We start from the raw sequence: 14,497 nt of genomic DNA on the forward strand, positions 1-14,497 counted from the left end.
ACTATCTCCCTGGAAAATTTCACATTCTGACAAACAACTACAAAACTAAACAACGTCCCCTCTTTTCTCTTGGGGATAGCCGTCAATCTTGACACGTCTGTGTGAATACGGTACAACTTGGGTCGACGTGGCACTTGCGTCCATGGAGGCTCTTGATGGATGATTCTTCCAGCCCCGCGCCTTCGCTTCATCTCGGCACCATACAATCTCTCTCCCTTCACGCGATTTATACGTCTCCCCATCAGATGCGCCGGCAGTTTGATGATGCTTCGTTGAGCCATTTGGCGCAATCCATGAAACAGGAAGGCTTGATTCAGCCCATCACCGTGCGGCCGGTCGGTAATGCTTATGAGCTGGTCGCCGGCGAACGGCGCCTGCGGGCGGCGGAGTTGCTGGGATGGGAAACCATTCTGGCGCGGGTGATTGAGGTCAATGATGAGGATGCGGCTTTCAAAGGGCTGATCGAAAACCTCCAACGGACCAATCTGAACCCTCTGGAGGAAGCCAGGGGATTCAAGCAGCTGATAGAGCCTCCTTATAATCTGACTCAGGAGACCATCGCCGAGCGTGTGGGCAAAAGTCAGGGAACCGTGGCGCGCTGTCTGGCTCTTCTGGAGCTGCCGGTTGAAATACAAGAACTGATTCCCGCCGGCCAGGTGACCGAGAGCCATACCCGCGTTTTGCGCAAAATCACCGACATCGTGCAGCAAATCGCCATGGCCCGGCAGATCCACCAAGAGGGATTAAGCGTGAAAGAGACGGAGCGCTTGGTACGGGAGTGGCTTAAGCAGGCCGGGCAACTGGAAGGCCGCACCGGCAACGACCGCCGCAAGTCCGCTTCACGCCGGCTGGCTGATGGTAAGAAAGTGGATCCTCTGGAAGACCTCTGGCCGCAGCTTTCATTCTCTCCGAACGGGGGCCCTCCCGGCAGCTGGAACGTTCGTTACGAGGGAAAAGGCCAATGGACCTTTGAGGTCCAGACCGAGGGGAAAGATCCCAAGGCGACCCTGGGTGATTTCTTTATTCGTCTTGGGAACGCGTTAAACGATCAAAAACCCGGCGACTCTCTGGGTTAGGGGACGCTGTTTAGTTTTGTAGTTGTTTGCCGCGTACGTATTCGATTCATTTGAGCATCACTACCCCCATTATCTCCCTAGAACATTCCACATTCCGACAAACAACTACAAAACTAAACAGCGTCCCCTGCCCCCTCTCGCCAGGCGAGCCAATGTCCGGAGGGCTGTTCGAAGAACCGCTGGTTTCTCCATCCCGCTCAAAACGAAGTAACTTCCTTCCAATTCGTAGAAAAACCCCGGATGAATCAATAACCCATGCCGGTGAAGCGCTTCATAAGCGAAGCGTTCATCGTCCAGGCCGTTCGTGAGCCGGACCGCCAGGTAAAAGCCGCCTTCCGGCGGGATCACGTCGAAGACCGGGTAACGCGAGAGTTCCCGTGTTGCCAGGCGCATGCGGCGGCGCACCTCCGTTTGAAAACGGTTTAAGAAGGGACGGCCCCTTTGAAAGAGGAGCGGTACAGCGGCTTGTGCCGCCTCGTGAACCGGCAGGAAGGTATCGGAGATCATCTCGAGTGTTTTCAGTGCCTGCTGAACACGCGGCGCCGGTCCGGTGACAGCCATCCAGCCGATTTTAGAACCCGGCAGGGCGAACATCTTAGAGAATCCATTCAGCGTCAGGACCAGGGGGGTGGCGTGCGACGCCGGTCTCGGCAGGGGTCCCTTCGCGAAAACGAACGGGCTGAAGACTTCATCCGAAATAATCGCCAGGTCTTTCTCAGCGGCCAAGTGGCATAAACGATCGACTTCTTCCGGAGAGGCGACCGCTCCGGTGGGGTTGTGGGGAGAAATCAAGACAATGGCCCGGCTCCGGTCCGTTATAGCGGCGGAGAGGCCCTCCCAATCAATGACCCAGCGGCGTCCTTCGGGACGCAACGGATAGGGCCTCAGCTGAATATCCGCCAGGGTGGCGATCGAGTCAAACAGCGGGTAAGTGGGACGCGGGCAGAGAAACTCGTCGCCGGGATTGCCGAGCAGTTTGAAAGCATAAAGGTAAGAGAGACTCGTGCCCGGGGTCAGGATCAGCTGTTCCGGAGGGATGGATAGCCCTTCGGTGCGGTAGAAGCGGCTGATGCCTTCACGGGCTTTCTTCTGTCCCCGCGGGTCAGGCCGGTAGGATCGCGATAACCGGAGCCCGGTGTCCATCGCTTTCCGGAGAGAATCGGCGGGAAAGTGAATCCCTTGGTCATGGACATTCCCGGAGACCAGGTCTAGGACTGGTAGTCCGGAAGCCCTCCGCCGCTCCCGTTCCTGATACAGGCGGTTCTGCGGCTGGTCGAAATGCTGGCCGATCGAAGAAAACACGACCTATTCTACCATCGGTAACGTAGGGGCGGACCGCTGTCCGCCCGGGCACCGCGTGCCGGTGGTTGTCCGTTCACTCCGGTGCGGTCTCCGGGCGCTCGGCGGTCCGTCTTCTCGGCCCTCCAAAACAGCGGTCGGGACCTCGAGGGCGAGCCGTCCCGCCTCGCTGAGCCCACAGGTCGTTCACGTGCCAACCACCGGCACGCAATGCAATTGGAAATGTAGGCACGGGCGGCTGCCCACCCTAGAATCCTCGTAACCCGTTCAATATAGGTTAACAGGGAACATTTTTGCGTTGTCATTTGCCCCCACGAATTTGTAGCATACAAATCAGTAGAAGTCAGACCTCACATGGAGGTGTAATATGTTGAACCTACCACGTTTTCGCAACAGCCTTACCAATCTGCTCCAGAAACAAGATCAAGACCGCGTTAAACCACTGAGGGCTCTTCTGAGTGCTCTGATGATTACGTTGGGGTTAGCACCCGTTGCTCAGGCAATAATTTCAGATAATACTGACAAGGCTGAGAGGATGTCTCCGTCTGTAAGCATACAACCCGCAACTAGCATCCGGCCTGATCGGTTTAGTCGGATGATTTTTAACCGAATGGGTAATGCTGTCAAGCTTGCTTTGAATCATTATTCTCACTATTCACATGGTTCACATGGCTCACATGGTTCACATGGCTCGCATTATTCCCATTACTCGAGTCGTTACTAAGTTACCCACAATACCATCACTTCGGAAATAAACATGCCTCCAACGAGTAGGCCGGAAGGTGTTGTCACCGACATCGGTGATAAGGTCTTCCGGTTTTTTATTGATCCCTCTCTATATTTAGAACAAGTTGTTTTTAAGACATGCTATGTCTTCATTGATCGCTGTTATATTCATTTAGCCCATGACGAACGAGGGCAGATACTCGTAACTATCCAACTGAAGGATGTGAACCACCGAGACTCAGATGTCGCCGGGGAGTTCCTTAACGAGTTGATAAATCAGCGTCTGAGGAGAGATATCAATAGCGAAGTGGGAGTTGTAAGGCAATTGCTGGTGGCCGCCGCATTTGATGAAGGAAATCTTGGGGATAACTCGAGCCAAGAGGCCGATTATCTGAAAGACCCTGTGGGGATCAATGCTACGAAAACCTCAACCCAACCAGAATGAGTTTTTTTAATGGTGAGACATTCCTTCTGGATGATTTGATATATCAAGAAAAGGCCTTAAAAGAAGCGTCTGATTTATTCTTCTCATTCTGTCACGTAGACTTCTTCCACCGGGGAAAATCCTACCACGTAACTATTGTTGTCAAGAATCAGCATTTAGCGGATAGCCAGCAGGTGAAAGGCGAGTTTCTAAACCTGGCCCTTGGGCAGTCCCTGAAAATGCTTGAGGATAAATAGCTAATGATGCCTGCAAATACTCTTTATGCAACCGCGTATAAAGGTAATGGTCATCCATATAAACTGCTGCCTTTTCGTTTCGTAGAAATGCCCAATCAGGAAATATGTCTAGTAAATGAGGTGGGCGAGTACAGCTTTATAACGAAAGGTGATCTTGCTTCGCTTGTGAGCCATGCGATGCCCGTAGAGTCAGACATATATAAAGATCTCCGATCGATGCATTTTGTCGTAGACAATGTTACTCAGCATTTGCTCCCAGCTCTTGTTACGAAATATAGGACCAAAAAAAGTTTTATTTTTGGGTTTACCAAGCTCCACATGGTGGTCCCAACACTACGATGCAACCATTCCTGCCAGTATTGTCAGGTCTCACGTGTTGGAGAAGGAGAGAAGTCCTATGACATGACAAGAGATACTGCTACGAAAGTCGTGGATGTGATTATGGCGGGGCCCGCACCATCAATCACAATAGAATTTCAGGGGGGTGAACCTCTCCTAAACTACCCTGTTGTCGAGTACATTGTGGAATACGCAAGCAATAAAGCCGCTGGAATAGGGAAGTCTATCGATTTTGTGGTGGCAACAAATCTGTCTGTTATCACTGATGGTCAATTGGAGTTCTTCAGGAAATATAAAGTCAATATATCTACTTCCTTAGACGGGCCGGAGTGGTTGCATAATGAAAATCGACCAATCCGCGGGGGAAATGGCTACAGGAACCTTATAAACAATCTGGCGCGAGTGAGATCCTCTCTGGGGATTGGACGCGTCTCCGCATTGCTTACCATCACGAATAAAAGTCTTGGATTCGCACGAGAGATAGTTGATGAGTATTTGAAATGTGGCTTCCGAAATGTATTTCTGCGGCCATTAAACCCATATGGCTACGCTCTCAAGGCGCGAGATAAGATCGGATACCACCCTGCGCAATTTATGGAGTTCTATCAAAAATGTTTGGAATACATTATCAGCATCAATTTAGAGGGAACATTCTTCTCTGAATCATATGCATGCATGATCCTTACACGGATACTTACACCCTTCCCAATCGGCTTCGTTGATTTGCAATCCCCGGCTGGAGCCGGTATTGCGGGAGTAATTTACAACCACAACGGCAATGTGTATCCAGCAGATGAAGCGCGAATGCTAGCAGAGCAAGGAGATGATGCGTTTCTCATGGGAAATGTAAACCTCAATACGTACCAGCAGATATTTGGAGGCGAGGTGATGCGCTTACTGGGCACCGCCTCATGCCTGGAAGCGTTGCCCGGTTGCGCAGATTGTGCATTCCAGCCTTACTGCGGTGCGGACCCCATTAACAACTACGCTACGCAGGGCAATATTTTCGGGCAGCAACCCACATCCGAACGATGCAAAATTAAATTTGCAATGATCCAACACCTCATGGGATTGCTCAGGAGTGGGGGTGATCGAACTCAAAAGGTATTGTGGTCTTGGATCAATGAGCGAGATGAAGCACCGTGTTCCGATGAGGATAAATCTTGAGGCTATCTACTATTGGAAAGCCTATTAACTTTGATACATCGATAATGGCGAGATGTACCAAGAATCTCGGCCATCCAGTGGATGATCGTTCGAAATATTTATATGTGTGCGATACGCTAGCGGACATGAATGATGTCGATGGATTTTTGGGTGTAATTACGCGCTCATGCCTGGATGAGTATGTGCGAGATAATGATGCTCGAACAATACCAATTGTTCACTCTGTTGGTCATGTGGATCATTTGGTGGATGATGACATCGTTGCGATAAATTCTCGGTCGGGCATGGTCAGAACACTATTTAGGCCCCAATCTAACAATAACGCACTGTTCTTGACTGAGCGATGTAACAATAATTGTCTGATGTGTTCTCAGCCCCCACGAAACGATCGCGATGAGGAGTTTCTCGGTATGGCTCTCAGGTTGGTCGGAATGATCCCGCAAGATACCGCGAACATAGCCATTACTGGTGGAGAACCCACTCTCCTTGGGAATGGGTTGTTGGATGTCATTAGTGACTGCAAAACTCAGTTGCCAAATACAAATATTACGATCCTTACAAACGGAAGAATGTTTTATTACAGATCGTATGTGAAGCGACTGAGCGATATTGAACATCCCCATTTAATGTTAGCGATCCCCCTCTATTCGGATGTTCCAGAACAACACAATCAGATAGTCCGATCAGAAGAGGCATTTCAACAGTCGGTTCTCGGTATTTATAACTTGGGAGCGCATAATCAAGATATTGAGGTGCGAATCGTCTTGCATGCCTTGAACTTTAAACGTCTCCCTCATCTCTGTGAATTCATCTATCGCAACCTGCCTTTTATCTCGCATGTGGCTATTATGGGGATGGAGGTTACTGGATATGCCAGAAAGAACCTTGGCCAGTTGTGGATCGAACCATATGACTATTCTGGGCAGTTGGTCGAAGGTGTTGAGTTCCTGGCTACGAGGGGAATGAACGTGTCCATTTACAATACGCCGCTCTGCATATTGCCAGAGCCTGTATGGAAATATGCGCGCCAGTCAATATCGGATTGGAAAACAATATATCTAGAGGAATGTAGTAAATGCCAAGTCAAAGACAAGTGCGGTGGGCTGTTTCAGACGTCAGGCCAAAAGTATAGTCAACATATCCACGCTGTTCTATCTTAAGAAGTACGCGGCGAAAAGGAGATTGACCCTAGCAGTGCGTTATATTTGTTCGTTGGCCACACCCCTGACCGCCAACGGGGGGAAGGTCATGGGTAAGAAGGGGGGCAAAGGGGGAGCAACGTTGCGCAAACAGCAATGAAAACGAATATTCGATTCCCAAGGTTTAGCCAAAAATATAGTCAGCCACAGAAACGACTATCACCTCTTTACAGATTAGTGCCCTTGCGTAGCTTTGACCGTTCGATATTCACTGATAAAGATCCTCCGATGCAGGAGGTATGCAATTTTGTTTTGGCTTTAGCTCTCTTTTACAACGACTTTAAAGACATCATTTATGCATTCATCCTGCACCAAGACCAACGGGAGAAGGTTGTTCAAGGGATCAATCCGGATTGGGGCCAGTGGTCCGGCATTCGAGAACATCAAGTACGCATCCTATTGGGAACTTTATGGGAATTCCTAGAACTTGTGAGAGTAAATCGACCAGCTTGGAAACACCCATATTTTTCAGATTTTATCCCAAGATTGCCTGATGAAGCCTTTCGTGCATGGTCTGAAATTCAGGATGTAGTGGATAATGGTTCTACGAAGCATGCAATTTGGAGAAAAGTAATGTTGTTTCGTCAAAATGTAGCATTCCATTATGCAACCAAATGCATTGCCCAGGGATACGATCATCATTTTTATAAATCGGGGAAGGATAACTCAGTCCCGTATTGGTCTGAAGGGTCATCTATGGAGGAAAATCGGTTTTACTTCGCAGATGCTGCAGCTCAATCATTTGTTGAGAAGGAGTTGGGAAGTAAAACTAAGGAATTTTGGATCGAAGTCGACCGATTTTATAAACAACTTAATTCTGCTGTTGGGAACATCGTGCGGCAATTTATAAGGAAGCGTGGAGGGTAAGTCGCGGAAAAGGGTTCTGGCTGACGCTTTCTGAGAGAACGCGAGAATGACGGAGGTTAACACATGAGCACTGTCCCACCCACACCGAACACAATGCCGAGCGCGGGAGCGATGGCGGCTCTAGCTCAATTGAACGCCGGGCGGGTGCTGCGGCCGCTGGTCAACCTGTTTACCGCTGTAGCGTTTTACTTCCATCTGCGGCAATTCCTCTCGACCACGTTCGTGCTTCGCTACGATCCGAATATCGCATATATTGCGCTCTTGACCGCGTACGCGGGGCACCGGGAACTGCGGCGCTGGGTGGCGGATCCGGAGATCATTTCGGAGCGGGCGCGGCGGGGGGAACTTTTCGTTGTTTTCTGGTGGGCTTTCTACATCGTGGCGTTAACGGCAGCCAATCATATCGCTTCCTGCCGGGTGCCGGAGGGGCTCCTGTCCCTGTGCATGCAGATCACCGCCATCTTCTTCGGGACGTTGACCTCTCAGCAGTTTTTTAAGCGCAAGACCGTTTCAGCGATGAGTGCCGTAGATAAGGTTTCGCTTCAAGAGCGCATTTTGAAAACCCTGGGTGAAGCCCAGTCGCCGATGAGCACGGGCGACCTGGCTCTTGCGCTGGGAGCGTCCAAAGCCACTGTCTGGAGGGCGGTCAAGGGTCTTGAGGACCAGAGCAAGGTGGAATGGTCCGGCCGCTCCGACAGCGATCCGGATGGCGGCATTCGTCTCAAAAAATAGAACCGTTTCAAATGAAACAGTTTCAAAATATTGAAACGGTCGTGAAACGGCTAAATGAAACGGTTCCTCTGGGTTGTTCCTTCCGGTGTTGGCCTCTGCGATGCAACTAATGTATAACCTGCGTAATGGTGAATAAAGAGCGGATACTTTTGGAGACTTCCGATGATTGATAAGGAAATGATGCCACCGGCTATTCGTAAGTCGTGGGTGGCCGGGTTTTATGTCTCGTATGTATTGTTGGTCCACGTCCTTCTTTGGATGTTCCTGATCATAAAGGGAGTCCCGAGCTTGGTTCAGGGGCATCCTCTCTTGTTTGTCGGCTGGGTCATTGAAACCACCTGGCTGGCGGCACTCATCGGCGGGGGGCTCTTAATGGGGGTGACCATTTTCCTGGTGCGCTGCACGAACTGTTTTCACCATCCGTATGATTTTGGGCGTTGTTTCTCTCTGGGAGCGATCGTCGGATCACTGGCCCAGGCACTCGGGATTACGCTTCAATTTCTTCTCCAGTTCCACCAACTTCCTACTGGATTTCGCGTTGGGGGTGCGTTTTTGTCAGGTTGTCTGGCCGGAGGATTGGTTGTCGCCTTTTTCCTGTGGCGGCTGTCCTTGAAGAAGGATTGAAATTGCATGGGATCTAAAACAGAGCGGCTGCTTTCTTTGGATGTTTTTCGTGGAATCACCATCGCGGGGATGGTTTTGGTCAACAGCCCCGGCAATGAGACGGCTTACGCGCCGCTGGATCATTCCGCCTGGAATGGCTGTACGCCGACAGACCTCGTTTTCCCTTTCTTTATTTTTATCGTCGGTCTTTCGCTGGTTTATTCGTTTTCCAGCCGGCTGGCCCAGGGCAAGTCCCGATCGGAGTTGCTCGCCCAGGTCCTGCGGCGGACGGTGATCCTTTTCGCGTTGGGACTTCTGATGAATGGGTTTCCCCATTACAACCTGTCCTTGATTCGAATTCCGGGGGTCCTGCAGCGCATCGCGCTCTGTTATTTCTTCGCCTCACTGGCCTTCCTCTACACGTCGACCGTTTTTGAAATTGTCGGGATCGTCGCGGCATTAACCGGCTACTGGTGGATGATGACCCACGTTGGCGTACCGGGATTTGGCGCCGGCAACCTGACGCCGGAGGGGAATTTGGCGGCCTGCGTTGACCGGATGCTCCTGGGAAAACACCTCTACCGGCCGGTGTATGACCCGGAGGGAATCTTGAGCACGATCCCGGCGGTTGCCACCGCCCTTCTCGGGAATCTGGCCGGAAGATGGTTGCGTTCCGTGGGGGCTCAGGCCCATAAGATCACCGGTCTTCTCGAAGCGGGCGGTGTCCTGTTATTGATCGGCTGGAAGTGGGACAGGATTTTCCCGATCAACAAAGCTCTCTGGACCAGTTCCTATGTTTGCTGGACAGCCGGTTGGGCGCTGCTGCTTCTGGCGTTCTGCTACTGGGCGCTGGAAATGAAGGGTTGGCGCCGCTGGTCCAGGCCTTTTGAAGTTTTTGGGGTCAATGCCATCGCCGTTTATGTTCTGCATATTTTCTTCCTGAAACTCCAGAATCTCTGGCACATCCCCCAACTCGATGGCAGCCCCGGTAACCTCCGGATCTTTATTTCGGAACACCTCTTCGGCTGGATGTCCCGCCTCGATCCGTCGGCCGCCTATGCGGCGAGTTATACCCTGCTCTGGATGGCCTTTGCGTGGGTCCTCTGGCGGAAAAAGATCTTCATCAAGATATGAGAGCGTCCCTGGATTTTCTGCAGGTCAAGAAGGGCCGGATTGTTGATCAACAGGACCGGCCGGTCGCCTTGCGCGGGGTGAATCTGGGAAGTTGGCTCTTGATTGAGGGCTATATTCTCGGCGGACCCAATAAGCCGGAGCAAACCATCCGGCGGAGCCTGGTTGGAACCATCGGCCGGACACGCGCTCGAGCCTTTTTCAACCGCTATCAGGATGTTTTCGTTCAAGCCGCTGATCTGCGCCGGATACGGGAGTGGGGATTCAATCTGGTGCGCGTGCCGTTTAATTACCGCCTGTTTCTCCCGTCGCCGCAGGGAAATCTCTACGAACGCAACGGTTTTGAGCGCCTGGATTGGCTGGTGCGCCAGTGCCGGAGCCTGGGCCTGTACTGCGTGCTGGACCTGCATGCCGCCCCCGGTTCACAGAATGCGGATTGGCACTCCGACAGCTCGGGCCAGGCCGGACTCTGGACCTCTAAATCGAACCAGGAGGCCACCGTGCGCCTCTGGCGAACGATCGCGGAACACTTCCGCGATGAGCCGGTGGTCGCCGGGTATGATTTGCTTAATGAACCGAATACGGATAATAAACCCCTGCTTCAGGCGCTCTACTGCCGTTGTGTGGAGGCGATCCGGTCTGCGGGCGACCGGCATATTGTCTTTCTTGAAGGGACCGTCTGGTCCAGCGGCTTCGATCGGATCGATCATTTAACGGATGACCAGATCGCGTACGCCCCGCACTTCTATAACCCGTTTCAGTATGTGTTCAATCTGGAACTCGGCGCGTGCTACCCGGGTGTGGTCAACGGGAAGCGCTGGACAAAGGACAGCCTACGGCGCGATCTGCGGCGTTATGCGGCTTGGGCTGCCCGGAAGAAACGCCCGGTGCTGATCGGCGAATTCGGCGTGAACAGCCGTTGCCCAAGCTGTCACGCGGAAGCCCGGTGGGTCCGGGATGCGGTTGACCTTTTCAAATCGTTCGGGTTTCACTGGACCTACTGGACGTACAAGACATTGGCCGGGCACCTCTTCCCCAACGGCCTGCTCCAGTTCCCGCCCAATCCAACCTGGCTCCGCCGTGAGGGGCCGCTGCTCGGCTGGGAAAACTGGCCGACTCACCCGCAAAAAGAGATCCTGCGCGCCTTGGATTCCCGTCACTTCAGGCCTGATCTCTCGATCCTTCGCGAGCTGCAGCGCGGCCTGACTAAAACAATCTAGATTATCCGCCCGGGGACCCCCCCATGAGAATGCACTTGAAAGAAAAAAAATCTCATTCAATACTTGTTACATGACGGGAAGGAACATCATCGGGTTCACGCTGTTGTTTTTGGCGATGAGCTGTGCCGCGGAAGAAACCCCAAACCAGATCCGAAAGCGATTAGGGATCCCGCTGGGAGAACCCATTCCTGAAGAGGCGCTGCGGCCGAAGGCCACGACGGCTCCAGCCAAGGCGCATCCTGTGCGGCGTCGAAAAAAATCGGACAAAGAATTGGATGCGGCGGTCTCCCTGGTTTTGTCTTTTTTCCGACATTACAACAAGGGAGAGGCGGAGGACGCCTGGAAGTTACTTTCCCCCGAAATTCGGAAACGAAAAGATTATCAGGAATTCTGCAAGCGAAGCCTCAGCCGTTACGTGGCGGTACAGTCATCCAAGGAAGAGCCGTCGGCTGATGTGGCGGCGGTGGTCGGGCCAAAAAGCAGCCGTGTGATTGAGGGAAAGCTTCCAGAGGACAAGATTGAAGCCATGCAACAATGGAACTGGCTTAATCATTCGGTCATGGTTTATATCAATCCAATCAAGCCGGTCTCTGCAACTGAGCCTGAGATGTTTGTCGTTAAGTCGATCGATGACCAGCTGAAAATCGTCAGCCTTCCAAACTACTAACCCGAGCCGTCATCCCCCCCTGCAGTAATCCGATGGAGACAAAACCCTCACCCGCGGCTCTCCCTTTGGTCGGCCTTGCCCTTTCCCTCAGCAGGGAGAGGGGAGAATGTTCCCATTCGGGAATATAAATCTCCCTCCCCCTGATGAGGGGGAGGGTTGGGGTGAGGGTCTAGTCTGATGACTAATTGAAAATGGAATGGTTCTGACTGGTGGCGGCGAGCATCGCCGGTTCGGGCAGCCGTTCGAGGGTCGTGCCGGGATAGTAATGGTCTAATATTTCTTGATAGGTGTAACCTTCGCGTGCCATTTCAATGGCCCCCCACTGGCAGAGTCCCACCCCATGGCCCCAGCCCCGCCCGTTAAACTCGTAGCCATCCTTGGTTTTGGAGATCGTAAAAAAGGTGCTTTTCAACACTTCCCCATGAAAGTGCCGGTTGATGACCTGGCGGAATTCTTTGGCTGGGACCCAGCGGGGTTGGTTGGACTGAATCAGAACCTGATGAGCGCGGTGCGACGAGTTCCTGCGGATGACGCGCAGGGTATCCAAAGCGTCCAATCCCACGATCCAGCCGGCGCGGAGGAAACACATCCGGAGCTGTTGCCCCGGAGCTTCGAAATGCCACTCGGCTCGCGGCGCGCTCTGGCAGAAAGTATCCGTTCCGTTCGTGTCGGAGACGCTCTGGAGATAAGGGACGGTCGGACATTTCCAGACATCTTGTACCGCGGCGGTGATTCCGCCGCAGTTATCATGATAGAACGCGGCGATCGGTTTTCCTTTGTAGGACAAATACTGCCCGCGTGAAATCTGCATCGCGAGTTTAAAATTCGACCGGATGGACGACGTGCCTCCGAAGGCCTGGCAATGCGGGGTGTCGCAGAAATTGTACCCCTCCTTGCGGTGACGCCATCGGGAAGCCAGGACGTAGCTCCGGCTGGCGACGATTTGGGCTTTGAGGCTTTCCGGATTAAAATCGAGAGATCCCAGCTCGGCTTCCGTAATGCCGAGGACATAGGTTTCGAGCGGCAGGACGTTGATGATTTGCAGCTTGCCGTTGCGCGCGCTGATCTGCAGCCATCCGACGGTGCGGCGCGGCGCTTTTTTCGGCCGTTGGATTTCGATCCATCGGCCCGCCCGGGAGGCCAGATTCGCGACCGGTTGAATGATTTTGGGCCCATGGGCATCGCGGATATCCAACTGGTTGTCGCAGGCCGTCACAACGACTTCATCCTTGGCGCGTTCAGCGGATATGCGCAGCCCGCCGTAGGCTTGAAGCGTAATCTGGGAAATCGTTTCGTTGGCCAGTAGACGAACCCGGACCGTGGAAATCGCGGTATCTTGGGCGCAAACCCTACTAATTAGGACGGTGGAGGCCACCGCCATCCAGGTGAAGAGAGTTGAACGTCTGATAAACTAAATCCTTAAAATTTTATTTACGATGCAACCGTTTGCTGTAAACAACAAATCAGTTGTGTTTAAATACCAAATTGCATGTCACCTGACAAGAACTATTTGTAATGGTCCTTCGATAAATGGGCGACGGCCAGGGTGTGATAAAATGAAATCGTATGACACTGACATCTGAAGAAGTAATTCGGTACGCCCGGCATCTGATTTTGCCGGAGGTGGGTGTTGAAGGGCAGGAAAAACTCAAACGGGCGAGCCTGTTGCTGGTCGGCTGCGGCGGTTTAGGCTCGCCGCTCGGGATGTATCTGGCGGCCGCCGGTGTCGGCCGGCTGGGGCTGGTGGATTTTGACCGGGCGGAGGCGTCTAACCTTCAGCGCCAGGTGGCCTTCGGTACGCCGGATATCGGGCGGCCCAAAGTCGAAGCCGCCCGTGACCGCGTCCTTTCCATTAATCCGAACGTGCAGGTCTCCCTGTATCCGGTCAAACTCACCGCTGGCAATGTCATGGACCTTTTCCGGGGCTATGACCTGATCCTGGATGGGACCGACAACTTCCCGACCCGCTACCTGATCAATGACACCTGCGTTCTTCTGCGCAAGCCGAATGTTTACGGCAGTATTTTCCGATTTGAAGGGCAGGCCTCTATCTTTGGCACCGTCCAGGGGCCCTGTTACCGGTGTCTTTTCCCGGAACCGCCGCCTCCCGGTACGGTTCCCTCCTGCGCGGAAGCGGGTGTGCTGGGCATCCTGCCGGGGGTCATCGGGCTGATCCAGGCGACCGAGGCGGTTAAGCTGATTCTTGGAAAAGGAAAGCCGCTCATCGGGAGACTCCTTCTTTATAACGCGTTGGATATGAAATTCCGCGAGGTCCCGATCCAGAAGGATCCGGAGTGCCTGGTTTGTGGAACAAAATAGGTGATATGATGCAGCGAGAAAGAGTTTGAGAGAATGATAATCAAAAAACATTTCACGCCACGCGATATCGAGCAACTGATCCCGAAGCTCGAAAAGATTTTTGAACACATCGATTCCTGCCGCCGCCGCGTGGGGATTTTGGTGACTCCGGTCGAACCCTTGAAGGCTCCCGCGGACCCGGTCGAAAGGGTGTCCCCCCCGTTGATCCGTTCACAGGTGGAGTTTCTGTTGGAGGCTGTCCAGGACAACGTGGATCACATTTCGACTCTGGGGGGTATCGCCAAAGACCTGGATACCGGGTTGGTGGATTTTCCGGGGCGGGTTGAAGGGGAAGAGGTGTGGTTGAGCTGGAAAAGAGGCGAGAAAAAAGTCCGCTACTGGCATCTCCAGGATCAGGGCATTGAAGAGTTGCAGACGCTCCCTCAGAGCAGTTCAACGATGTCTCATTAAGTTTTTCCGAAGAGTCTCTTT

At 52.7% G+C, this 14,497-nt stretch carries 14 protein-coding genes and 1 pseudogene; 13 read left to right on the forward strand and 2 right to left on the reverse strand.

Going from position 1 to position 14,497, the window contains the following annotated elements; translation table 11 throughout:
* Positions 1 to 155 precede the first annotated feature (155 nt).
* Entirely contained in the window at positions 156 to 1,076 is a 921-nt protein-coding gene (locus WC859_00355; protein ID MFA5974602.1) for a ParB/RepB/Spo0J family partition protein, read from the forward strand.
* A 105-nt stretch (positions 1,077 to 1,181) separates the two neighbouring features.
* Here the strand turns inward: WC859_00355 and WC859_00360 are convergent, their stop codons facing one another.
* Positions 1,182 to 2,378, reverse strand: coding sequence for a pyridoxal phosphate-dependent aminotransferase (locus WC859_00360; GenBank protein MFA5974603.1), 1,197 nt, complete (start codon positions 2,376 to 2,378; stop codon positions 1,182 to 1,184).
* A gap of 754 nt (positions 2,379 to 3,132) precedes the next feature.
* Here WC859_00360 and hxsD point away from each other — a divergent pair.
* The 10 genes from hxsD (at position 3,133) to WC859_00410 (ending at position 11,707) form a co-directional block, all read left to right on the forward strand.
* Positions 3,133 to 3,546 carry a His-Xaa-Ser system protein HxsD gene (hxsD, locus tag WC859_00365; protein ID MFA5974604.1) on the forward strand — a complete coding sequence of 138 codons (414 nt, stop codon included), beginning with the start codon at positions 3,133 to 3,135 and terminating at the stop codon, positions 3,544 to 3,546.
* Positions 3,543 to 3,782 carry a hypothetical protein gene (locus WC859_00370; GenBank protein MFA5974605.1) on the forward strand — a complete coding sequence of 80 codons (240 nt, stop codon included), beginning with the start codon at positions 3,543 to 3,545 and terminating at the stop codon, positions 3,780 to 3,782. Before hxsD ends, WC859_00370 begins: the two co-directional genes overlap by 4 nt.
* A 3-nt stretch (positions 3,783 to 3,785) precedes the next feature.
* Positions 3,786 to 5,288 carry a His-Xaa-Ser system radical SAM maturase HxsB gene (hxsB, locus tag WC859_00375; protein MFA5974606.1) on the forward strand — a complete coding sequence of 501 codons (1,503 nt, stop codon included), beginning with the start codon at positions 3,786 to 3,788 and terminating at the stop codon, positions 5,286 to 5,288.
* A 77-nt stretch (positions 5,289 to 5,365) separates the two neighbouring features.
* The gene (gene hxsC / locus WC859_00380) at positions 5,366 to 6,448 is read left to right on the forward strand and encodes a His-Xaa-Ser system radical SAM maturase HxsC (protein MFA5974607.1); all 1,083 of its coding nucleotides are present in this window, start codon (positions 5,366 to 5,368) and stop codon (positions 6,446 to 6,448) included.
* A 135-nt stretch (positions 6,449 to 6,583) separates the two neighbouring features.
* Positions 6,584 to 7,354, forward strand: coding sequence for a hypothetical protein (locus WC859_00385; GenBank protein MFA5974608.1), 771 nt, complete (start codon positions 6,584 to 6,586; stop codon positions 7,352 to 7,354).
* 63 nt (positions 7,355 to 7,417) lie between these two features.
* Positions 7,418 to 8,086, forward strand: a complete 669-nt coding sequence (locus tag WC859_00390; GenBank protein MFA5974609.1) for an HTH domain-containing protein — start codon at positions 7,418 to 7,420, stop codon at positions 8,084 to 8,086.
* Between the two features lie 162 nt (positions 8,087 to 8,248).
* Positions 8,249 to 8,710, forward strand: a complete 462-nt coding sequence (locus WC859_00395) for a hypothetical protein (GenBank protein MFA5974610.1) — start codon at positions 8,249 to 8,251, stop codon at positions 8,708 to 8,710.
* 6 nt (positions 8,711 to 8,716) lie between these two features.
* Positions 8,717 to 9,823 carry a DUF5009 domain-containing protein gene (locus WC859_00400; GenBank protein ID MFA5974611.1) on the forward strand — a complete coding sequence of 369 codons (1,107 nt, stop codon included), beginning with the start codon at positions 8,717 to 8,719 and terminating at the stop codon, positions 9,821 to 9,823.
* Entirely contained in the window at positions 9,820 to 11,040 is a 1,221-nt protein-coding gene (locus WC859_00405; GenBank protein ID MFA5974612.1) for a glycoside hydrolase family 5 protein, read from the forward strand. Before WC859_00400 ends, WC859_00405 begins: the two co-directional genes overlap by 4 nt.
* A gap of 70 nt (positions 11,041 to 11,110) precedes the next feature.
* A complete protein-coding gene (locus WC859_00410) occupies positions 11,111 to 11,707 on the forward strand; it encodes a hypothetical protein (protein ID MFA5974613.1) in 597 nt (198 codons plus the stop codon).
* A 181-nt stretch (positions 11,708 to 11,888) separates the two neighbouring features.
* Here WC859_00410 and WC859_00415 read toward each other — a convergent pair whose 3' ends face one another.
* Complete coding sequence (locus WC859_00415) at positions 11,889 to 13,082, reverse strand: SpoIID/LytB domain-containing protein (protein ID MFA5974614.1); 1,194 nt, start codon at positions 13,080 to 13,082, stop codon at positions 11,889 to 11,891.
* Between the two features lie 191 nt (positions 13,083 to 13,273).
* Here WC859_00415 and moeB point away from each other — a divergent pair.
* Both moeB and WC859_00425 read left to right on the forward strand, forming a co-directional pair.
* Positions 13,274 to 14,017: pseudogene (gene moeB, locus WC859_00420) on the forward strand (molybdopterin-synthase adenylyltransferase MoeB).
* A gap of 42 nt (positions 14,018 to 14,059) precedes the next feature.
* Positions 14,060 to 14,476 carry a DUF2203 domain-containing protein gene (locus tag WC859_00425; GenBank protein ID MFA5974615.1) on the forward strand — a complete coding sequence of 139 codons (417 nt, stop codon included), beginning with the start codon at positions 14,060 to 14,062 and terminating at the stop codon, positions 14,474 to 14,476.
* Positions 14,477 to 14,497: the final 21 nt, after the last annotated feature.

The sequence above is a fragment of the Elusimicrobiota bacterium genome, assembly GCA_041660185.1.
In the GTDB taxonomy this organism is placed as follows: domain Bacteria; phylum Elusimicrobiota; class Elusimicrobia; order 2-01-FULL-59-12; family 2-01-FULL-59-12; genus JBAZWU01.